The sequence below is a fragment of the Coxiella endosymbiont of Dermacentor marginatus genome (assembly GCF_907164955.1).
Lineage (GTDB): Bacteria > Pseudomonadota > Gammaproteobacteria > Coxiellales > Coxiellaceae > Coxiella.
The window spans coordinates 168,232-191,325 of sequence record NZ_OU015521.1; the positions used below are offsets into that span (position 1 = coordinate 168,232).

Genomic DNA, 23,094 nt, shown 5'->3' on the forward strand with positions numbered 1-23,094 from the left:
AAATAAATTCAAAAAATTCTTTCAAAACAGTGAGATTTATCTCACATGTTCAACGTATATAAGGTCCTGTCGTGTTGTTGTAACAACAATCTGCAGGTAATATTATCCATAAACGGTGATATCAATATTGGACGCTATGTGAACAATGCGCTAGCATTCAAACCTATTGCTTCCATTAGCTTTTAAATCATGAATTTGCAAGGAGGTATTACAGTAGGTAAAATTCCCCTTAAACAATTGCCAAGTATTTAAATTTCCTATCCGGTTTACTCATACCCACTCCACTCGGTTGTCTTAAATAAAGAAAAGTATTTTCTCCTGTTGATTAAAAACTATTTTGGCACCCTATTGAATTCACGCTTAATCAACCTACTTACTCTACTAAACTTAATATTAACTCATTGTCGCTTTGCTAACGACTTTCCATAAACTTTTTACAAGAAAAATTTTTATCAATAACACCAACCTTTATGAATGTTAGTCATTTCAAATTCTGAATTTATCCATAACCTTTCTCCATGTTGTTCTACTTGTAATTCACACTAAAACACATTATATTGTGTATAAAAATAGGGAAAGTACCCATATGTTGTGGGTTCAAGGACATGAGCTAGTTCGGTAAGGAAAGCTGCTGCTGTTCCGGATATCGAAACTTTATTCCTGATTCAATGTTAATGGTATAAACCTAATTTTATCGGTCAGGAGACCTCATGGAAATAAATACAAAACGAGACGACCAATTAACTATGGAAATAAATACAAAACGAGACGACCAATTAGCTCTTGATTCTCAAACCACCGTTCCAATGAACGGTGTTCATCTCAGTCAATTACGTGTAATTAAGCATGATGGACAAGTAGTGAAATACGATGTTAGTCGAATCATCACAGTAATAAAAAAAGCTTTCTTATTTGCAGAAGGAAAAGTAGCTCAAGATTCTAATCAAATCCAAGAAATCGTTATTAAAATTACCAATCAAATCACTGCTATATTTCAAAAGTGCTGGCCATCCGGTGGTATTATTCATGTTGAAGCTATTCAAGACAAAATAGAACTTGTATTGACATGCGCTGGACTACATAAAGTCGCTCATGCTTACGTTCTATACAGAGAAGAATGTCGTAAGCAAAGAGAAGAGAAAAGAACATATAATTTAGAAAGTAATATCATTCACGTGACACTTGACGATGGCGCTAAAGTCATACTGGATGATTTATGGCTAACTCACATTGTCCATTTAGCTTGTAGTGATCTAGAAAACGTAGATGCCAATAAAATCTTGATGGAAACAAAGAATAACCTATTTGATGGAGTCGCTTTGAAAGATATCTACAAAGTATTGGTAATGACTGCGCGCACGCTAGTGGAGAACGAACCGAATTACATCTATGTTGCTACACGATTACTTTTACATGATCTCTATAGCGAAGTGCTAAACGGTTTGAGCATAGATCACAATCTAATGCACGAAGAAATAGCTAACTATTATCCTGAAGCCTTTAAAACTTTTATTCAAAAAGGAATCGAGACCGAACATTTAGACCCTAACTTAAATAAGTTCGACTTAGATCGCCTTATCCAAGCTTTAAATCCTAAGCGTGATCAGCAATTTACTTATTTGAGTTTGCAAACACTATACGATCGTTATTTAATTCATCATCGTCAAGTACGTATTGAATTACCTCAAGTTTTCTTTATGCGTGTAGCAATGGGGTTAGCTCAGCCGGAAGGAGAAGACCGCACTGAGCGAGCAATTGAGTTCTATAATGTTCTGTCCTCCTTTGATTTTATGAGCTCAACACCAACATTATTTAACTCAGGCACACTCTTCCCTCAACTTTCTAGTTGCTTTTTAACTACGGTACCTGACAGTCTAGAAGGTATTTACAGCGCTCTTAAAGATAACGCTTTGTTATCCAAATATGCTGGGGGTTTAGGAAATGACTGGTCCTCAGTACGCGCAATGGGTGCTTATATCAAAGGCACCAATGGAAAATCGTTGGGAGTCGTTCCTTTTTTAAACGTGGCTGATGCTACCGCTATTGCAGTGAACCAAGGAGGTAAGCGTAAGGGTGCTGTTTGTGCTTATTTAGAAACTTGGCACATGGATATTGAAGAATTTTTGGATTTACGTAAAAACACAGGTGATGACCGTCGCCGTACTCATGACATGAATACTGCTAATTGGATTCCGGATTTATTTATGAAGCGCGTTTTTGAAAACGGATTCTGGACTTTGTTTTCCCCAGATGAGGTGCCTGACTTACATGATAAATTTGGTGAATCCTTTGAAAAGACGTATGTCACATATGAAAAAAAAGCTCAGCGAGGTGAAATTCGCGCGAAAACTATGCCTGCTATTTCATTATGGCGTAAAATTCTTAGCATGCTGTTTGAAACCGGTCATCCTTGGGTGACTTTCAAAGACGCTTGCAATTTACGATCTCCTCAGCAACATGTTGGGGTTATTCATAGTTCTAATTTATGTACAGAGATTACTCTAAATACCTCGATAGATGAAATCGCTGTTTGCAATTTGGGTAGTATTAATCTTGTCAACTATATGAAAGAAAAAAAATTAGACGTCGAGAAATTAGAACGCACTATTAAAACAGCGATTAGAATGTTAGATAACGTCATCGATATTAATTATTACAGCGTGCCACAAGCACGTAATTCCAACCTTAAACATAGACCCATCGGTTTGGGCTTGATGGGATTCCACGATTCTTTGTATATACAAAGAATTCCTTACGCTTCTGAAGAAGCTATAAAATTTGCCGATCAAAGTATGGAAATAATTAGCTATTATGCTATTCAAGCCTCAATGGAATTAGCTAAGGAGCGTGGTGCTTACGAAACTTTCACAGGCTCCTTGTGGAGTCAAGGCATTTTACCGATCGACTCTATTCAATTATTGAGGAAGAGTCGTGGTAAATATTTAGAACAAAATACTCATCAAACTTTAAATTGGGACCAGTTACGTCAGCAAGTACAGACTTATGGGCTACGTAATTCCAATATCATAGCAATTGCGCCAACAGCAACGATCTCCAATATTTGTGGCGCTTCTCAATCCATTGAACCAACTTATCAGAACCTATTTGTTAAATCGAATTTATCGGGCGAATTTACGGTCATAAATCCCTATTTGGTCAAAGAACTTAAGAGTCGTCATTTATGGGATAGTGTTATGGTACATGACCTTAAATACTATAATGGTAGTGTACAAAAAATAGATCGTATTCCTTCAGATCTTAAGGAGTTGTATGCGACCGCATTTGAAGTAGAACCACGATGGTTAATAGAAGCGGCATCGCGACGACAAAAGTGGATTGATCAGGCGCAATCGCTTAACTTATATATGGCAGAACCTTCAGGTAAAAAACTCGATATTCTTTATCGTATGGCCTGGTTGCGTGGATTAAAAACAACCTATTATCTACGCAGTATGGGAGCTACCGGAACAGAAAAGGCAACCATCCACGATGCGACATTGAATGCGGTTACTAACCAAACTACTCAAAATATGTGTTCAATTAGTGATAACTCTGATTGTGAAGTATGTCAATGAGACGTAGGCTCAATCCATCAAGTCGTCATTTTTAAGAGTGGAAATTCGAAGGAAAAAACAATAATGCCGTATCACCTCTCGTTTTTAAAAATAGAGCATCCGAACTAAATTAAGGAGAGCACAAATGTCAAATCAACAAGAAACAAGAAACCTGCTTGACTGGGATGATTATTATGATCCAGATGTCTTATTAAGTGATACTTTAGAGAAACAGCTTGGAAATAAGCAAACTTCTCTTTTTAGAGGCAAATCCAATGCAGAAAATGAAGATAGTGACAAAAAATCTGACAGCAGCAATGCCACTTACAGTGGAGCAACAGGTTTAGAAAAGCTTGAGATGGGAGCAGCACGAATCCAAGTGGATGACAAAAAAATTATTAATTGTCGCGCTGATCTTAATCAATTGGTCCCCCTCAAGTACAAATGGGCATGGCAAAAATATTTATCTGGTTGTGCCAATCACTGGATGCCAAATGAGATAAATATGGCAGCAGACATTACTCTATGGAAAGATCCTCATGGTCTAACTGAAGACGAACGGAAGATCGTGAAGCAAAGTCTTGGATTCTTCTCAACTGCGGATTCTTTGGTAGCTAATAATCTAGTTCTAGTAATATACCAACATATTACCAATCCTGAATGCCGTCAATATTTATTGCGTCAAGCATTTGAAGAAGCACTACATACGCATGCCTATCAGCACATCATTGAAAGTTTAGGATTAGATGAGGCAGAGGTTTTTAACATGTATCGAGAATTACCAGCAGTCGCTAAAAAATCCGTGTGGGCCTTACCTTTCACGCAAAGTCTTGCATATCCTGCTTTTAAACCTGGAACTCTAGAAAATGATCGTCGTTTAATGCGAGATTTAATTGCATTCTATGTAGTTTTTGAAGGACTTTTCTTCTATGTAGGCTTTACTCAAATTCTGGCAATGGGACGACGTGGTAAAATGACTGGCACCTCTGAGCAATTTCAATATATTTTGCGCGATGAATCAATGCATGTAAATTTTGGAATTGATGTGATTAATCAAATTAAAATTGAAAATCCGCATTTATGGACGCAAGATTTTCAAGAAGAAGTTATTGAGATGATTCTCGATGGTGTAGAGCTTGAATATCAGTATGCTAAGGACACTATGCCACGAGGCATTTTAGGATTAAATGCCGAAATGTTTAAAGATTATCTGCAATATATTGCTAATCGTCGTTTTTCTCAAATTGGCTTACCTGAACAATTTCCTGGTGCTAGAAATACTTTTCTCTGGATGAGTGAAATGATGGATCTTAAAAAAGAAAAAAACTTTTTTGAAACTCGTGTGATTGAATATCAATCTGGTGGTACGCTAAGATGGGACAAATAAAGGATATTAAGAAGGCTGTTACATCTAAACAAACTGTATGAATAAATAAGGGAGAGCAAGTAGTTGCCTGTGTTGGAAGGAAAAAAATTTTTCATTACTTTAGTAGTTATTACCCTATATTTTCTTGACTTAAGAGGTTTTCTTGCACAAAATTGCTTACACTGATTTCTCTTGCTCTATCTTGCAACTCCCGATACTATTCAAAGCTATTTGTCGTTAGCTGAGAGAAATATGCGTACGCATTATACTAATAAGGTCAGTTCAGCATTAATCGGGCAGACTATTACTCTTTCAGGTTGGGTTCATCGTCGTCGAGATCATGGAGGGTTGATTTTTATCGACTTACGTGATCGAGAAGGATTAGTTCAGCTCGTTTGCAATCCTACCAAACCATCAGTCTTTAAAATTGCAGAAAACTTACGAAATGAATATGTCATCAGCGTTAAAGGAACGGTTCAAAAACGGCCAAAAGGGACAATCAATCCAGATATTACATCTGGTGAAGTTGAGATAGCGGCAACACATATGATTTTATTGAATAAATCTAAACCGTTACCTTTTAATATCGATGCATATCAAGAAATCAGCGAAGAAGTTCGTCTGAAGTACCGCTATCTCGATTTACGAAGACCCGATATAGCTCATCGTCTTAAAATGCGTTCCTATATCGTTCGAGAAATTCGACATTTTTTGGAGGCGCGTGGCTTTTTAGACGTAGAAACGCCCATGTTAATTAAATCTACGCCTGAAGGTGCACGAGATTATCTTGTTCCTAGTCGAACTCAACACGGTCATTTTTTTGCATTACCACAATCGCCACAAATTTTTAAAGAAATGTTGATGGTTGCAGGTTTTGATCGATATTACCAAATCGTTCGTTGCTTTCGTGATGAAGATCTCCGAGCCGATCGCCAGCCTGAATTTACTCAGCTCGATTTGGAAATGGCATTTGTAGAAGAGAAAGATATACAAAACCTCATGGAAGAATTAATCCGTTATTTATTTTCTACCTTTTTAAAGGTGGACTTACCTAATCCTTTTCCACGTATGACTTATGCGGAAGCAATTAAAAACTATAGTACAGACAGACCTGATCTTCGCAATCCTTTGAGATTTGTTGATGTTACAGATCTAATGAAAGCTGTTGAATTTAAAGTCTTTAGAGAGTCAACCAATGATCCGCAAGGGCGCGTAGTTGCTTTACGTTTACCGAAAGGCGCTGAATTATCGCGAAAAGCAATTGACGATTACACACAATTCGTAAGTGTCTATGGTGCTAAGGGACTAGCTTATATTAAAGTGGAGAATATCAATCGAGGTTGCAAAGAACTCCTCCAATCGCCCATTCGGAAATTTCTTCCGGAAAAAATCATTTCAGAACTTCTACTTCGCACACAAGCACAAAACGGCGACTTAATATTTTTCGGTGCTGATAAAGCAAAAATCGTCAATGAATCGCTAAATGCTTTACGTGAACGATTATGTGCGGATCGTAATTTGTATGTAGGATCATGGAAACCTCTATGGATAATAGATTTCCCCATGTTTAAACGCGAAGGTTCTGGAAATTGGCAAGCACTGCATCATCCCTTCACAGCTCCTCAAGATACAAACCCAACTAAAGTTATGGCTTACCCAGAGGCATCGCTTTCACGCGCTTATGATATGGTTCTTAATGGGAGTGAAATTGGAGGCGGTTCAATTCGTATTAATGATATTGACATGCAGTACGCGATATTAAAAATTTTGGGTATTTCAAAAGAAATAGCTGAAACACAGTTAGGGTACTTATTGACAGCATTACAATTTGGGTGTCCGCCCATGGGCGGTATTGCCTTTGGATTGGATCGACTGATAGCTGTCATGACTGGTGCTTCTTCCATTCGTGATGTAATTGCTTTCCCAAAAACCCAAACAGCACAATGCCCTCTAACAAACGCACCTGCTCCTGTTGAAATTCAACAATTAGAAACTTTGGGGCTTAAGGTAAGTAAATACGGAAAATAGATAAATTGTGTTGAACATATTAAGCGACTGCTATTAAACACACGACAGTTTATTAAGACGCTACTAAACCACAACAAGCTTTTCACTGATTCACAAAATTATCATAGCTACTCGTTTGAATAACAAAAGTACGAATTCCAATGCCTGTTTTCAAGCATTACAGCAGTCAACAAAACATTTTACACTAATATGCTAAAAGACATTAATTAATCTATTAAACAAGAACACTTTTGATAGTTTAAAAGTTCACTATGAAAAGTGAATATGGATTTGAGGCATAAGCTTTTATAATGAATTATTTAGTCAATATCATCATACTACAATGACGGAAGTATGCTATATCTTCAATAAATTCGGTGATATATGTAGAAATAAAGGGATTGTTGTTTATCTTTATTAAACAAAAGCCTATATGTAATCTTGATTCAGAGAACTAGTTAAAGAAAAAATGATGGAATTCGCTTTAGGGATGGCCTTTTTCTGCACCTTAGTATTACGGATGAGAAGAAAATAAATGACGATTTATCGTATTATTGAGTGTGTTAAAAGTGTGAGGACATTTAAAAATGTATGTACAGCATATGCTTCCAATTTTATTTCTTTTCACGTTAAAATTACCAAATGCTTATCTTCATGCAATTAAACTTGATATAAAATCGCAGAAAAAATGGAACGATTGACAAAAATATGGAAGATCTGAAATGATGTTCGAAATGTTTATTCTAGATAAGATTGAAGAAGGTTAGAATGGTAGAATGAACCAATCAAAGCGCATCATCATTGGTATCGATCCAGGATTACGCATTACCGGTTACGGGGTTATTTGGTCAAAAGGTTCTCAGCAGGGTTGTATAACATTCGGACAAATCAAAACTCGGGCTAAGTCTTTGAATGGTCGACTTCACCAAATTGAAGAAGAGTTACGTAACATCATCAGTACTTATCAACCTAACGAATCTGCTATAGAACAAGTGTTCACTTTTTATAATCATCAGTCAGCTCTAAAACTGGGACAGGCTCGTGGGGCCGCTTTAGTAGCTACATCTGTTTATGCCCTTCCTGTAGCCGAATATAGCGCTCGTCAAATTAAGCAAGCTGTTGTGGGTTATGGGGCAGCTACAAAAGCGCAAGTACAACATATGATTCGAATACTGCTACAATTAGAAAAAGTGCCATCAGCCGATGCGGCTGATGCGTTGGCGATTGCTTTATGTCACGCAATCAGCTTCCGTTTGAACAAAAAATTAATGCGTGCATAATAAATTTTCTACTGGTTAAATGATTTCGAGAGTAAAGAGAATCGGTTTTAATCAAGAAGAATTTCCTCAGCGCAGTTAAATAAATAAGTAAGAAGAGAAATATGATTGGACAACTTAGAGGGATTATCCTTGAAAAACAACCTCCCTATTTATTACTTGAGGTAAGCGGGGTAGGCTATGAGATAGCAGCACCTTTATCGACATTTCAACATCTTCCTGATACAGATCAGGAAATAATTCTCTATACCCATCTTGTCGTTCGCGAAGATGCACATGTTCTGTATGGATTTTATAATGAACATGATCGTCGTTTGTTTCGTGTATTAATTAAAGTAAACGGTATTGGGCCTAAATTAGCATTAACAATCTTGTCTGGTATGGGTTTAAATGAGTTTGTACGCTGTATTGTCGACCAAGATATTCAACAATTAATAAGCATTCCAGGAATTGGCCGAAAAACAGCAGGACGTTTAGTTATTGAAACGAAAAGTACTTTGACAAGCTGGCAATTGAATATAATTTCATCTAACGAAATTAATACATCTATCACTCAAGCTGCTCAAGATGCCATTAGCGCTTTAATTGCATTAGGTTATAAGCCTAAAGAGGCCAAGCGTACCATCGAAACCCTAAAAAAACCAGGGTTAACCCGCGAAGATTTAATTCGTCAAGCATTAAGAAAATGGTAACAGAGGAGTATAAGGAATGGAAAACTGTCTAATTGATGCTACGTTGGAACCGAATGAATTGATAATAAAAAATTCTATCCGTCCACGTCGGTTAAATGATTACATTGGCCAATTAGCTGTACAGGAACAAATGGATATCTTTATTCGTGCAGCAATGAAACGACGAGAAGCATTAGATCATGTTTTAATCTTTGGACCTCCAGGACTAGGTAAAACAACCTTGGCCCATATCATCGCTCATGAAATGCGAGCAGGCTTAAAGCAAACTTCGGGACCTGTATTGGAAAGACCTGGTGATTTGGCTGCTTTGCTTACAAACCTTGAACCACACGATATATTATTTATTGACGAAATTCACCGATTAAATTCGACTATTGAAGAAGTATTATACTCTGCGTTGGAAGATTTTCAGTTGGATATTATTATTGGCGAAGGTCCTGCAGCTCGCTCAATTAAATTAGATTTAACGCCTTTTACTTTAGTTGGTGCTACTACCCGTGCTGGTCTACTAACCTCTCCATTACGTGATCGTTTTGGGATTGTTCAACGTTTGGAATTTTACTGCGTTGACGATTTAGTTCGTATCATAAGACGCGCTGCTCAAATTTTAGGAGCGTCTATCGAAGAAAATAGTGCTCAAGAAATTGCTCGTCGTTCGAGAGGCACCCCCCGTATTGCAAATCGATTGCTTCGTCGGGTTCGTGACTTTGCAGAAGTTCAAGCTTCTGGAGTTATTACTGAAAATATCACTAAAGAAGCTCTCGATTTATTAAATGTTGATACTCGCGGTTTGGATTTGATGGATCGAAAATTACTGCACACTATTATTGAAAAATTTCAAGGCGGGCCTGTTGGAATCGAGAATCTCGCGGCAGCCATTTGTGAGGAGCGCAATACTATCGAAGACGTTATTGAACCTTATTTAATTCAAGAAGGATTTATTCTTCGCAAGCCTAGAGGTCGTATTGCTACTGAACAAACTTACCATCATTTTAAATTACCCATGCTCTCATCCACTTTTGTAAGAAATCCCAGTCATTGAAGTGATCTGCATTTATTTAGAGATGGATTTTTATTTACTCCAAAACGAGGGGTCTCCTTATTTTCCTTTTTAAAAGAGAGAGCTGTTACTAAAGGTTCTGAAAACCAGGACTAAAAAGTTCTCCATAAAGTTATTGTCTTTTAGAAGCAGATAGTGAATATTTAATTGAACTTAATCGAAGTCGAAGTGATCAATGAATTTATTAGGATATTCAGTTCTCATTAGCGTTTTTTTCTACTATTCAATCATTTAGTAGGAAATGTTTTTTATAGCTACACTGATATTTAGAAAGGATGTTACTCCTTTTTGAATATCAGTGCATTTTGTTTCCTATTGTGTGGTATGATCTCGTTATCGGTTCTTTTCGAACTGAACCTTTTTGTATGGGGAAGTACATTCCTTTTGCTTAGTTTAGATATAAAAATAATCACGTGTACTACATCTAAGTATTTTCTTTTTATAATGTATACTGTACGAACACTCAGATAATTTTTAACGATATACGATGTTCTGAAAAATGTTATTCCTTTCATTACGTTTAAATTTTATCCTTAATTTATTGGTTATCCTTTTAAAAAAGGTTATACTACATAAAAACTACGTATTTGGACATCTTTATTCTGAATTAATTCCAGGATCCACTCATACTGAACATGTACTATTTATTAGTTGAGTTCCAAAACATTAATAATACCGCTGTGATCCTATAAGTGGGCACTACTATTTTCATTAAAATCTTACTTCAATCCACTAATTAGATGAAAATTTCAAATATCGTTAATCATCGTAAAGTAATTGTAATGATTTCGGTACTTGAATGTATGCATGAAGGAGCAGAACACTATCGAATTTACTCGTTTATTTTGTTATTATTTTAGAGATACTCTCACTATTCCTATTCTCTGAATGAATCTCATTTCTTTTCTTGAGTGCCTCAAGATAAGTAGAAGAAATTTATCTCGACATCTTGAACTAATTTTCTCAAACTACTTATCGTTAATGCTGAATTTAATTCCTATTTTAGATAAAATGTAAATCTCAAAATTAGCGGGGTGTTCTACTCAAACATCTCTGATAAAATCAATCAACAATCTACATAACAGAGAGAAAAAAATGAGTGAACTTACTCTGTGGAGTTTTATCAGTCATACTAGCTTTATCGTTAAGCTAGTAATTTCTATTTTATTTTTAGCTTCTATTACTTCATGGGCTATTATTTTTCAACGGCTTATTTTACTACGTTATACTTACAGGGAAATAAAAAAATTTGAACAACTTTTTTGGTCTGGTATTGATTTAACAATACTATTTCATCAACTCGCAGAAAAAAAAAGAAAACTTTCAAATATGGCTAATATTTTTTTAGCTGGATTTAATGAATTCTCTCATTTACGACAAGAAGCACACTTAAAATCAGAAACCATCTTAGAAGGAACACAACGTGCCATGCATATCGCTCAAAGACGAGAAGTAAGTTTTTTGGAACGTAATTTAAACTTCTTAGCAACAGTTGGCTCAATCAGCCCATATGTTGGTTTGTTTGGGACGGTATGGGGAATAATAACCTCACTTCGAGCCTTGGGTACTGTTCAACAAGTTACTATTTCCGTAGTAGCGCCTGGGGTTTCTGAAGCCTTAATTGCAACTGCCATAGGGCTCTTTACAGCTATACCCGCTGTCATTGCGTACAATTACTTTATCAGTGAGTTAGAGCAAATAACTCAAGTTTATGATACTTTCCAGGCAGAATTTTTAACTCTATTAAATCGCAAATCTTATAGTTTAAGACAAGAAAATGCGTAAGCGACCATTAGTTGAAATTAATGTAGTCCCCTATATTGACGTCATGTTGGTTTTATTAGTTATTTTTATGATAACCGTACTCCCCCTAACACAAGGTATTCATGTGAAGCTTCCACAAGCTGCTGAAAAAAAACTTGTTCTGCAAAAAGAAATCCCTGTCATTATCAGTATAGATAGTCAAGGAAATGATTTTCTTAACATTGCAAAAGAGCCTTATCAACCAATTACCAAAAAAGATCTTATTATTCGAATTACTACAGCTTTGAAATTAGCTAAACAAAATCATCAAAAACGAAAGATTTATGTGAAGGGTGATAAGAAAGTAGACTATGGAAAAGTTGTTCAAGTTATGGTATTACTGCAGCGTGCCGGAGCTGATAGTGTGGAACTCATAACTCAAACATCTTCTACCACAAAATCAAAAATACTTAGGTGATACTTTACACTAAAGATGATAAGGATAAGTAATTACAATAGCCAATAGTAACATCTTCACAAATCAACTTAGATCTAAGTAAAGCTGCCACTTCTGTCTCTATGAGAGATGCGGACCGTAGAAATAGAGCAAAGACAATAGAAAAGAAGTAATGTCTCAAATAAAAAGTTTTAAAGTTTCTATTCGAAGAATTTCTTCAGAAAATGAATACTAAAAGAATTTTTTTGATTTTGATAATTTCTACCAATCAATAATCGAACTAGTTCATAATCAGAAAAATATTTCTCTGATATTAAAAGTATAGAAAGTGCCTTGAAAAAAGACATTTGAAAAGAAAAGAGCTATAAGCTTATGAAGGAGGAACAAACAAGTTTCACACTTTGGCATATCTGTATCAATACGAGTTGTTTTATGAACAGATTTATATAAAAAATCTCGAGAAGCTTTTAAATGCTTAATTTTCTGTCTGAAGTCAATAAAGAATCGGAATACCTGCTTTATGTTTTAGTAAAGAATATATTTAGGGGCGTTATTAGTAAAAATTTAAAAAGCCATCTAGCATCAAGATTTTCCCAATTTCTTAAAAAGCTTCTTAGCTTAGCGGTCTTGATATGCTCGATTATTTCTGAACCTTAATTATAAAGAATTTTCCTGAGCAAAAAATTTGTCCTTACCAAAACTTCAGGAGTACTTAACAAAGAAGATATTTCGTAAGCTATATAAATCAGTGATGCTTCGGGACATTTTGGATTGTAACATAAAAGAATCGAGGAAAGCACAATTTTGTTTTCCCTGTTAATTACTATTCTTTAGACTTTTCGTTAGACAGCAGGATAAAAGAAGATACTAGTGCTCAAGAAATATCATCAAATTCTTGATAGGATAGTTTATTCAATTCTTTCAATGCCAACTTAGGACAATTATCTGAAATATCTTCCTGTTAAATTCAACATTAATCCTCAGTCAAAGATGTAAAGGATACTATTAAAAATAGTCAAGAGGCTTCAGAATGTATTGTATTCATATTATGATTTTATTCTTCTTCTACCATCGTTTGATAATCTGCCGCAGATAAGATTGTTAGAAAATCCTTAATGACCCCCCCCTAAGGTAATAACAATAAATAAATAATAAATCTAGCAGATCAATTGCATTCAAAAAGCTCTTAAAAAACTCATTTTTTGATAAATTACAACATATTCATTATTTAATCAAAACTTACTTTAGATTTTTTATTTGCTTCTCAACTTGTGTCTATTAATAACCTTTTATTTATAGTAGTTAAGTGTTTTTAAAACTTTTCTAATGAAAATTTTTATCATTTTCTACTTATCAAGAAAATGAGATTGCACTTTCATCAGTTTATAAATAATATTCACCGCAATTTAATTCACTTATAATAAGATTACAGAAATTATTAGACCTCATTAATCAAAAACTGGCACAGAAGATGAAAAATGATTTTTTTTAACTGAGTGGTTTATAACACCTTATTTACTTATGAGATTTGTCTTATTATTATCTTATTATAAGGTCAAATATTTTTTTTTGACGATTTTTACAAGGTAAAATGTAAAACTAAATAACCTGATATCCCAGATAGGAAGGAACCAATAATAATACCTAATCGCACCATCGTAGAATAATGCTGTTGCTCAATGCTGCTAAATGCAAGAACTCCAATAAATAAACTCATAGTAAAACCTATACCTGCCACCAAACTAATTCCATAGAGAGAACGCCAGTTACCGCCGTATGGCATATGAGCCCAACCTGTCTTGATCCAAATCCAACAGGTCGACCAAATCCCAATTTGCTTTCCCAAAAATAAACCTAAAGCAATTCCTAGTGTGATAGGGTTAAATAAATTTTCTAATAACCTTATTTTCGAAAAAGAAATACCTGCGTTCGCGAAAGCAAATATTGGAAGCACCCCAAAAGTTACCCATGGATATAGTGTATGCTCTAAATTACGCAATGGCGAAACTCGAGGGTTTCTCCAATCACGGATTGGAATCGTAAAAGCTAAGGCGATACCGGATAAAGTGGCATGAACACCAGATTTTAAAACGCAAAACCATAAAGCAACACCAATCAAAATGTAAGCCATAATTGTTGTCACATGTAATTGATTTAATAGGATTAATAATCCTAAGAGTAAACCTGCACTCAATAAGAGAATTAAGGAAATATGATGCGTATAAAAAACGGCAATAATAAAAACTGCGCTAATATCATCAAAAATGGCTAACGCCGTTAAAAATACTTTGAGGCCGATAGGTAATTTATTTCCTAATAACGATAAAATTCCTAATGAAAATGCGACATCAGTGGCGACAGGAATTGCCCATCCCTGCAAATAACTAGTACCCTCCCTTACATTAAAAGCAAAATAAATTAAGGCGGGAATAAACATCCCTCCTAATCCTGCTATTACAGGAAGAAAAGCTTGAGCAAAATCATTGAGCTTGCCTTCAAGTATTTCTCTTTTAATTTCTAATCCTATTAATAAAAAGAAAACCGTCATCAATCCGTCATTAATCCATAATAATAGAGGCTTGGATAATTGTAACGGGCCTAATTGAATATTCAGAGGTAAATTGAACAGGGCCTCATAATAAGTACACCATGGTGTATTATCAAGGATAAGCGCCAAAATGGCGGTGATAAATAAGACAATACCACCACCGGATTCTAATTTAATAAATTTTCGCAGTGTCGAGCCCAAAAATTACTTTCCTTAAAATAAAACTTCATAATTCAACAAATTTAAATTTCAAAGGCTATTTAGTTTAAATAAGACAGACAACTCAGGTTTTCATTTAATTTACCTACGACAGACGCTTTGATCAATCTCTATTATCGATTTATGACATCTGCCGATATAAGACTATAGAAATCAAGAGATTACACTGCTCACTAATAAAGTCTATGATAGATCAATGCTTCATTAGAAGCGCTGTTATTAAACTCTCGAATTGCTACTTAGTTAGAAGGCGAGTGATTGTATTCTGTTCTAAAACCCAGTATGATTAAGGACTTTAGAGGTAAATTAATGTATGCCAATTATAGAAGTACCTAATAATAATGCTTTTGATGTTGCTATGCGACGCTTTAAACGAGCGTGTGAGAAAGCGGGAATTCTTACCAAATTACGTCAAATTGAATATTGTGAAAAGCCTACAAACAAACGCAAACGAAAACAAGCTGCTGCTGTGAAGCGCCACGCGAAGAAGATACAAAAAGAAAAAGAAGCACTAGAACGCGAGCGAACCCGCTATTAGTTTATTAAAAGGAGGAAAAATGAGGATTTAATCTGGCTACACTGGATGCAATTTAAGCGCTAACACAAAATCAATGTTCCTAAAGAAAGGGGCAAGAGGGGTAACAACATAATAAAGTAATCAAAGTGTAAACAAGCAAGTACGTAACGTCGAGAAAGTTTGTCTTCTATATCTATAATAAGAATATAATATAGCTGTCTCTGGATTCCTCTTATAGAACTATATCAGGAAGTTGATCAAATAATTTAAAATAACTAAATAATTATTAAAATGAAAAATAACTATATAAAGATTTAAATAATTTCAATTAAAAATAAAAATAATTTTATGATTTCGAATAATCTCGCAATATAAAACATTATCTCTTCTTCCCCCTCTGAACGACTGCGAAAAACCTAAGCTCTGCGTGTAAAATAAAATTATGCGACGTATCCCACAATCTTTCATCCAAGATCTATTATCTCGTGTTGATATTTTAGAATTAATTCAATCACGTGTGAATCTAAAAAAGAGGGGTGAAAACTACCTAGGACTTTGCCCATTTCATAATGAGAAAACGCCCTCATTTACCGTCAGCCCCACGAAACAATTTTATTATTGTTTTGGTTGTAGGACAAACGGAAATGCTATTAATTTTTTAATGGCATTTAATCACAGCAAATTTGTTGAAACCATTACAGACTTATCTGCTCAGATCGGCCTTGAAATTCCAGCAGAAGTTCAGAGATCGACCGTACCCGAACTGGAAGATCATTATAATCTTTTAGAAAAAATTGCTCGTTATTATCAACAACAATTGAAATATTCACCAATTGCTATTAATTATTTAAAATCGCGCAAACTCACAGGTGAGATTGCTAAACAGTTTATCATTGGATACGCGCCATCGAACTGGGAAAATTTGAAAATGTTTACTCAAAATCCTAAAGTTAAAGCTCAACTTATTACCAACGGATTACTTATTAAAAAAGACCATCGCTATTTCGATCGTTTTCGTCACCGTATTATCTTCCCTATTCGCAATGCTCGAGGTCATATCATTGCTTTTGGAGGACGAGCTCTAGGGAAAAATCAACCTAAATATATAAACTCTCCTAAAACACCAATTTTTCATAAAGGCAACGAATTATATGGGTTGTATGAATCTCATAAAAGGCATGGCAATCTATCACCGTGCTTTTTAATTGTAGAAGGCTATATGGATGTTATTTCTCTTCATCAACATCAGATTACCTATGCTGTAGCTACACTAGGTACATCAACCAATGTACAACATTTAAAAAAATTACTGCAGTATACTAATGAAATTATCTACTGTTTTGATGGTGATAGCGCTGGAAGGCGAGCTGCATGGCGAGCACTCACTGAGATTTTACCTTTAATGCGTGATGGTGTTCATATTCGTTTCTTATTTTTACCCGAAGGGAAAGATCCCGATAGTTTAATTTACAAAATCGGTAAGAGTGCTTTTGAAGAAAAAATAAAAGCAGCCTTGCCATTGAGTGACGTATTCTTTGAGCATTTGCAAAAAGAAATTCCATTACATTCCATTGCTGACAAAGCTGATTTTGCTAAAAAGGCGTTAAAGTATCTAAGCACTATGCCAAAAGGTCTCTTTTATCAACTTCTCGTCGAAGAACTTGCCAAACGGCTAACAGTTAGAGTTAGTGAGATCCATTCACTTATTGAAGACAATTCAGAAAAGAAAACCGATAATTCTTGTCTATCTTCCCAAGTACTCTCTCTAGCTAATCATGCAATATCTATCTTGGCACAAATACCCTCGTTGGCTAGTTTAATTTTGGAGAACGTTTTTCCTATCAGTGATGCGCCTGATATGCAATTACTCTTCAAAGTTATTACATTCTTAGCTAAAAATCAGATTAATTCGACTGCTGAATTGCTTGCTCTATGGCCTAATTCTCAAGAACGCCAATTAATTGCAGAGCTAGTCGGACGTCGTCTGCTCGAAGAAGCCCGTTTATCAACCGACGATTTAGCCATTGAACTCCAAGATGCTATTCGACGCCTTAAAGAGCAAAATGAAAAAGAAAAAATATTGCAGCTCTTGAAGAAGAAGGAACTTGACGAAACAGTCAAATAACCTTATATAAAGGGAAATCTTGTATTGTCTGATCCATTTTAATTAATACCTAAGAAAGTCTTTGGTAAAGTTTCAATTTGAAGGATGAGGAATGATATACTGATAGGCTATACGTTAGCAAATAGGCTGTATTTTAACCAAAACGTGATAAGGTAGAAAAATATTTATGCCAACTCATAAGAAAAAATCCAATTTTTTGAAAGAAAAAAGAAAAACAATAAAAGTAAAGATTAACAAAATTAAGATTAAAGCTTCCGTAAAACTCAAAACGAAACATGTGATTAAACACTCAGTGGAAAAGAAATCCAAACCATCCAAAACCAAAAGAGAAGTAATAAAAATGGCGAAAGTTTTGGTGTCTAAAAAAATCGAAGGAGAAGCGATTAAAAAACCGGGTCCCCTCCCCGCGCAACAGGCTAAAGAAGAAGCAGCTTTCATCTCATCAACTATTTCTTCCGCTAAATTAGAAGAGAATATAAACGAGATCAAACGATTAGGTTTTAGCGCCTTACTAGATGAAGCTAAAAATAAAGGATACCTAGTGCACGAAGATCTCATTAATCTTTTACCCAACGATTATGCCGATCCTACACAAATGGAAGGTATCATCGGTCGCCTCGCTGAGATGGGCATTAAGGTATTCGAGATTCCACCTGATACAGATTCTTTACTTTTGGAAGACGATACCCAATCAAACGATGACGAAATTAATGAAGACGTAGCAGAAGTATTAGCGACGGAAACGCGAACCACAGATCCCGTTCGTATGTACATGCGGGAGATGGGTAGCGTCGAGTTATTAACGCGCGAAGGTGAGATTGTCATTGCTAAACGAATAGAAGAAGGGGTTCGTCAAGTAATGGGGGCTGTGGTCCAATACCCAGAACTCATTGAATCCTTTATTAAAGAATATGAGACCATCGTAGCTACTGAGGGTCGATTAAGCGATTTACTTATCAGGTTTTTCGATGAAGAAGAAAGTGATGAAGAAGGTGTAGATGAATTCGGTGAAAGCGGGCCAGATCCAGTGGTAACTCAAAAACATATGGAAGAGTTTAAAGCACTCTACAGTCGTTACTTAAATACAATTAAACGCTACGGTAAGAAAGCACATGTTACGCTTAGGAATCAAAGAAACTTAGCAGAATTCTTTTCTACATTTAAACTCTCTATTCGGCAATTCAATCAACTCACCGGACGATTACGTCATTTATTGAAAGAAGCACGTAATTATGAGCGATTAATTATGACTTATTGTGTGATAAAAGCAAAAACACCCCGTAAAAAATTTATTGCATCTTTCCCTCATAATGAAACTAATATGAATTGGTTAGAACAATATAAAAAAAGAAATAAAGAGCAAGCAAAACGATTGGAACTTTACAGTAAAGAGATTTATCGTGCTCAACGAAATCTTGCACAATTAGAAGAAAAAAGTAATTTGACTATTCAGGAAATTAAAGAAATTAACCGGCGAGTTGCTATTGGGGAAGCCAAATCACACCGCGCAAAAAAAGAAATGATTGAAGCTAACTTACGTTTAGTGATTTCTATAGCAAAAAAGTATACCAATCGCGGCTTACAATTTCTTGATCTTATTCAAGAAGGAAATATCGGTTTGATGAAAGCCGTGGATAAATTCGAGTATCGTCGGGGTTATAAATTTTCAACTTATGCTACTTGGTGGATCCGGCAAGCAATCACTCGTTCAATCGCTGATCAGGCACGCACTATCCGAATTCCTGTACATATGATTGAAACTATCAATAAACTTAATCGAATTAGTCGGCAAATTTTGCAAGAAACTGGCATGGAAGCGACTCCTGAAGAATTAGGTCGTCGTATGGATATGCCCGAAGAAAAAGTAAGAAAAGTACTGAAAATTGCTAAAGAGCCTATTTCTATGGAAACACCAATTGGTGAAGATGAAGACTCTAACCTTGGTGACTTCATTGAAGATGTAACTGTAAAATCACCTATTGATTTCGCAACTTCAGCCGGTTTAGTAGAGGCAACCCGTGAAATTTTATCCATTCTTACACCACGTGAGGCCAAGGTTTTACGTATGCGTTTTGGAATTGACATGAATACTGATCATACTTTGGAAGAGGTAGGTAAGCAATTCGATGTAACTCGAGAACGAATACGTCAAATCGAAGCGAAAGCGTTACGAAAATTACGCCATCCCAGCCGAGCCGAAAAATTACACAGTTTTCTTGAAACTGAAGAATAAGCTAAATCTATTTCACTAAAAAGATTCGTAAAACCCATTAAAAGTAATGCAGTAAAATCTTATTTAATGGCTACATTAAATCCCTGTAAGTATATAAGTAAGAAGAACTCATACGCTAGCATCAATGAGATTTCTCAAAATGAAAAGTAATTTAAAGAAAATCTGCAAGCTTGTACACAATCAGTCCTCCAAACATTACATAGAATCATGGGGAAAAGGCAACCTTCTATCGAGTAAAAGAGAGTTCTTAAGTCGTTTCTATTCTCTATATATCAGAAAAAAAGTTCTAGAAAAATAACACAGAAAACCTTTCCTAATAACCGAATTTTTAAAATAACACACCCATACACTACTTCTCCACGAGTAAAGAAAGCTGCTTTAGAAAAATTAAAAATAAGATAAAATAAATCCCTTTGTCGTTAAGATGGTTGTTGGTATACACTGCTTTATGAATTAATGGGCCCACCAGGATTTGAACCTGGGACCTGTCGATTATGAGTCGATCGCTCTAACCAACTGAGCTATGGGCCCGTAGTTTATCTGCCCTCTTCTTTAGATAGGGTTATTTTTATTATACTACCATCCTATGAGACAAATAAGCATCTATCAAGTCAAGTCAAGTCAATTTAATTAAATTCTAATTCCCCCTTGGGCACTTTTATCAAAGTGATTATTGTGATTATTCAATGTTATCGGTATCGTTCTTAAGTACATAATATAAGTAGAATCGGCTTCTGAACTAAGCTAACAGGGTTATATATCGAGGTGGTGCTACAACCATAGCCCTCCCGCTTCTTTCAATCTAACACTTTATCTCATCCATGATTGGTCTAAGATTGGCAAATAACCACTTTTATTATTACTATCGGCATGACTGAATTTAATAAAAGCTAACTTACTAGCGGAATAAACCACTTCATGTTATTTCTTCCTTTTTTAATATTGTCCGTAGGTGAAATTAATTAAATCAAATTATTTAGCAAAATGGCAGATAGAAAAAAGGTCTTGTATTATTTTGTAAAGTACAAGGAAGTTATTATGATTAAGCAATCTTCGAACGTATCTTTAATGACCCTTGGTTGGCGTGAGTGGCTTACTCTTCCTGAGTTTGGTGTCAATTGCATTGAAGCTAAAATCGATACCGGTGCAAGGACTTCAGCCCTCCACGCTTTTTCCGTGGATATCGTAAATGGGAATCCCAATCGCTTATGCTTTCACATGCATTCCATCCAAAAAAATGATCAAGTTATAGTTGCTTGCGAAGCAGATATTCTGGATCAACGACTTATAACTAATTCAGGTGGATATAAAGAATTGCGTTACGTCATTAAAACAGACATTATTCTAGGTAATAGACGTTGGCCCATCGAAATTACTCTCACTAATCGCGCCAGCATGGGCTTTCGAATGTTATTGGGTCGATCAGCTCTAAAGAACATTATTATCAATCCCAATCGATCATTTATAGCAAGTCATAAGGATCCTTTTTAGTGAAAATTGCGATTTTATCAACTAAGCAAGCACTCTATTCTACTCAGCGTTTAAAAGAGGCTGCTTTGTCACGGGGACACCGAGTGAAAATTATTAACACATTACGCTGTTATATGAGCTTAAGTCATGAAAAACCAACTATTCATTATATGGGGAAAGAATTAGCTACATATAATGCCATTATTCCTCGTATTGGTTCTTCCATTACTTTTTATGGAACAGCAGTGGTACGCCAATTTGAAATGATGGGAACCTTTTGTCTCAATTCTTCTATGGCCATTACTCGATCTCGGGATAAATTTCGTTCACTTCAATTTCTTTCTCGAAAAAGAATTGATCTCCCCATTACTGGTTTTTCTCATTCACCTGATGATATTGGTGATCTTATTCAAATGGTGAGTGGTCCACCTTTAATTATTAAACTTATTGAGGGAACACAGGGAATTGGAGTGGTTTTAGCTGAAACCAAAAAAGCGGCAGAAAGTGTAATACAAGCATTCCTGGGATTGAAAGTAAATATTATTATTCAAGAATTTATTGAGGAGACCCAGGGGCAAGATATTCGCTGTTTTGTGATTGGTAACAAAGTAGTTGCAACTATGCAGCGCGAGGCACAACCCGGTGATTTTCGATCGAATGTACACCGAGGAGGAACGATGAAGCTAATTAAAATTACCCCTAAGGAAAGAGAGATTGCTATTAATGCTGCTAAAGCTATGGGACTTAATATAGCTGGTGTTGATTTATTACGCTCAAAACGCGGCCCTTTAGTGCTTGAGGTAAATTCATCCCCAGGATTGCATGGGATCGAAAAAATTACTCAGAAAGATATTGCTGGAATGATTATTGATTTTATAGAAAGGAATGCTAAGCCAATTAAAGGCTATAATCGTTATCAAGGCTAATTATAAAAAAGGAGCCTAAAATTTTTAGACATTCAATAGAATCTAAAGAATAACTCAACTTACGTTCTAAGTTATTTTACATAAATACCTATTGATATTCCAATAATTGGTGTTGTCTACAATTTATATACATGTTTATCTATAAACTACTCATCATCGAAATCTCTATTCTGGCGATGAAACCGTTCCGAGTTTATAAGAGATACCCTGTCATTAACCACGTTTTGGCAAAGTTGCTTTTGCCACCGATAATAATTAAAAATTTACTTCCGATGGTGATATACTATTAAAATCTCTAAATAATTCTGGATTTTTTTCTATTGTAGGTAATCCATCTAAAACTGAATTGGTATTCGGATCAATACCAGGCACTTGTAAATCGATAATATGATTGACAATACAATCAAAGAATTGCTGCTCATTATGAAAATCAACACTATAAAAACCATTGTCCAAATCTATCAAAATTATAGCTAAATTTCGAGATTTATAATAACTAACTGTCCAAGGAATAAAAAAATAACATCTTACTTGGTTAAGATGTTATTTTTTTATTCCATTGAATATTAAATTGGATTTCACAAATCATGGGTTTAAATTGGCTAAGGAGCGCGTGGATCTAAAATATCGATGATATTAAAAACTCAAGGAAAAAACAGATAATGGGAAAAAGTTTCGACGATAAATTAGTAATTACGGATTCTACAGTGGGATTCAGTGGTGTGCCAAGCGCGGTCTGTCGTTTTTTGACTTTGATCAAATAAATAGTGTAATGTGCGAATTTGTTCGAGTAAAAATAGCATCATTTTACAGATCGTATTTGAAAATATTTTGTTAACGTATTCAAAATCTTGCACTAGATTTGTAAAGCCATTTTAGTTGTTAACAATAGTACTTCCT

Annotated in this window: 14 protein-coding genes and 1 tRNA gene; 13 read left to right on the plus strand and 2 right to left on the minus strand. The window is 35.2% G+C overall.

Annotated elements, in window-relative coordinates; translation table 11 throughout:
* The first annotated feature begins 746 nt into the window (after positions 1 to 746).
* The 8 genes from ONG85_RS00695 to ONG85_RS00730 all read left to right on the plus strand — a co-directional run bounded on the left by ONG85_RS00695 (position 747) and on the right by ONG85_RS00730 (position 12,177).
* Complete coding sequence (locus tag ONG85_RS00695; RefSeq protein ID WP_264435858.1) at positions 747 to 3,575, plus strand: ribonucleoside-diphosphate reductase subunit alpha; 2,829 nt, start codon at positions 747 to 749, stop codon at positions 3,573 to 3,575.
* Between the two features lie 124 nt (positions 3,576 to 3,699).
* Complete coding sequence (locus ONG85_RS00700; RefSeq protein ID WP_264435670.1) at positions 3,700 to 4,941, plus strand: ribonucleotide-diphosphate reductase subunit beta; 1,242 nt, start codon at positions 3,700 to 3,702, stop codon at positions 4,939 to 4,941.
* Positions 4,942 to 5,112: 171 nt separating this feature from the next.
* Positions 5,113 to 6,948 (plus strand): aspartate--tRNA ligase, encoded by a 1,836-nt coding sequence (aspS, locus tag ONG85_RS00705; RefSeq protein ID WP_264435672.1) that lies wholly within the window; start codon positions 5,113 to 5,115, stop codon positions 6,946 to 6,948.
* A gap of 755 nt (positions 6,949 to 7,703) precedes the next feature.
* A complete protein-coding gene (gene ruvC, locus ONG85_RS00710; RefSeq protein ID WP_264435674.1) occupies positions 7,704 to 8,207 on the plus strand; it encodes a crossover junction endodeoxyribonuclease RuvC in 504 nt (167 codons plus the stop codon).
* Between the two features lie 101 nt (positions 8,208 to 8,308).
* Positions 8,309 to 8,896, plus strand: coding sequence for a Holliday junction branch migration protein RuvA (ruvA, locus tag ONG85_RS00715; protein WP_264435676.1), 588 nt, complete (start codon positions 8,309 to 8,311; stop codon positions 8,894 to 8,896).
* A 16-nt stretch (positions 8,897 to 8,912) separates the two neighbouring features.
* Entirely contained in the window at positions 8,913 to 9,938 is a 1,026-nt protein-coding gene (gene ruvB / locus ONG85_RS00720) for a Holliday junction branch migration DNA helicase RuvB (protein WP_264435677.1), read from the plus strand.
* Positions 9,939 to 11,051: 1,113 nt separating this feature from the next.
* On the plus strand, positions 11,052 to 11,741 hold the full coding sequence (tolQ, locus tag ONG85_RS00725; RefSeq protein WP_264435678.1) for a protein TolQ: 690 nt from the start codon (positions 11,052 to 11,054) through the stop codon (positions 11,739 to 11,741).
* Complete coding sequence (locus tag ONG85_RS00730; RefSeq protein ID WP_264435679.1) at positions 11,734 to 12,177, plus strand: ExbD/TolR family protein; 444 nt, start codon at positions 11,734 to 11,736, stop codon at positions 12,175 to 12,177. Before tolQ ends, ONG85_RS00730 begins: the two co-directional genes overlap by 8 nt.
* Positions 12,178 to 13,735: 1,558 nt before the next feature.
* Here ONG85_RS00730 and nhaA read toward each other — a convergent pair.
* On the minus strand, positions 13,736 to 14,905 hold the full coding sequence (gene nhaA / locus ONG85_RS00735; protein ID WP_264435680.1) for a Na+/H+ antiporter NhaA: 1,170 nt from the start codon (positions 14,903 to 14,905) through the stop codon (positions 13,736 to 13,738).
* Between the two features lie 331 nt (positions 14,906 to 15,236).
* Here nhaA and rpsU point away from each other — a divergent pair, with 331 nt between their 5' ends.
* The 3 genes from rpsU (at position 15,237) to rpoD (ending at position 19,798) form a co-directional block, all read left to right on the plus strand.
* Positions 15,237 to 15,461, plus strand: a complete 225-nt coding sequence (gene rpsU, locus ONG85_RS00740; protein WP_264435681.1) for a 30S ribosomal protein S21 — start codon at positions 15,237 to 15,239, stop codon at positions 15,459 to 15,461.
* A 421-nt stretch (positions 15,462 to 15,882) separates the two neighbouring features.
* Positions 15,883 to 17,565: a DNA primase gene (gene dnaG, locus ONG85_RS00745; protein ID WP_264435682.1), complete on the plus strand. Its 1,683-nt coding sequence runs from the start codon at positions 15,883 to 15,885 to the stop codon at positions 17,563 to 17,565.
* A gap of 166 nt (positions 17,566 to 17,731) precedes the next feature.
* Entirely contained in the window at positions 17,732 to 19,798 is a 2,067-nt protein-coding gene (gene rpoD, locus ONG85_RS00750; protein ID WP_264435684.1) for an RNA polymerase sigma factor RpoD, read from the plus strand.
* Positions 19,799 to 20,255: 457 nt separating this feature from the next.
* Here rpoD and ONG85_RS00755 read toward each other — a convergent pair.
* Positions 20,256 to 20,329: transfer RNA gene (locus ONG85_RS00755), tRNA-Ile, on the minus strand.
* Positions 20,330 to 20,836: 507 nt separating this feature from the next.
* Between ONG85_RS00755 and ONG85_RS00760 the strand changes: the two genes are divergently transcribed.
* Entirely contained in the window at positions 20,837 to 21,289 is a 453-nt protein-coding gene (locus ONG85_RS00760) for an ATP-dependent zinc protease family protein (protein ID WP_264435685.1), read from the plus strand.
* On the plus strand, positions 21,289 to 22,194 hold the full coding sequence (rimK, locus tag ONG85_RS00765; protein WP_264435686.1) for a 30S ribosomal protein S6--L-glutamate ligase: 906 nt from the start codon (positions 21,289 to 21,291) through the stop codon (positions 22,192 to 22,194). Before ONG85_RS00760 ends, rimK begins: the two co-directional genes overlap by 1 nt.
* The last annotated feature ends 900 nt before the right edge of the window (positions 22,195 to 23,094 follow it).

Coding starts and splice junctions, on each gene's coding strand:
- ONG85_RS00695 (WP_264435858.1), top strand. CDS start 747: ATGGAAATAAATACAAAACGAGACGACCAATTAGCTCTTGATTCTCAA.
- ONG85_RS00700 (WP_264435670.1), top strand. CDS start 3,700: ATGTCAAATCAACAAGAAACAAGAAACCTGCTTGACTGGGATGATTAT.
- ruvC (WP_264435674.1), top strand. CDS start 7,704: ATGAACCAATCAAAGCGCATCATCATTGGTATCGATCCAGGATTACGC.
- ruvA (WP_264435676.1), top strand. CDS start 8,309: ATGATTGGACAACTTAGAGGGATTATCCTTGAAAAACAACCTCCCTAT.
- ruvB (WP_264435677.1), top strand. CDS start 8,913: ATGGAAAACTGTCTAATTGATGCTACGTTGGAACCGAATGAATTGATA.
- tolQ (WP_264435678.1), top strand. CDS start 11,052: ATGAGTGAACTTACTCTGTGGAGTTTTATCAGTCATACTAGCTTTATC.
- ONG85_RS00730 (WP_264435679.1), top strand. CDS start 11,734: ATGCGTAAGCGACCATTAGTTGAAATTAATGTAGTCCCCTATATTGAC.
- rpsU (WP_264435681.1), top strand. CDS start 15,237: ATGCCAATTATAGAAGTACCTAATAATAATGCTTTTGATGTTGCTATG.
- dnaG (WP_264435682.1), top strand. CDS start 15,883: ATGCGACGTATCCCACAATCTTTCATCCAAGATCTATTATCTCGTGTT.
- rpoD (WP_264435684.1), top strand. CDS start 17,732: ATGCCAACTCATAAGAAAAAATCCAATTTTTTGAAAGAAAAAAGAAAA.
- ONG85_RS00760 (WP_264435685.1), top strand. CDS start 20,837: ATGATTAAGCAATCTTCGAACGTATCTTTAATGACCCTTGGTTGGCGT.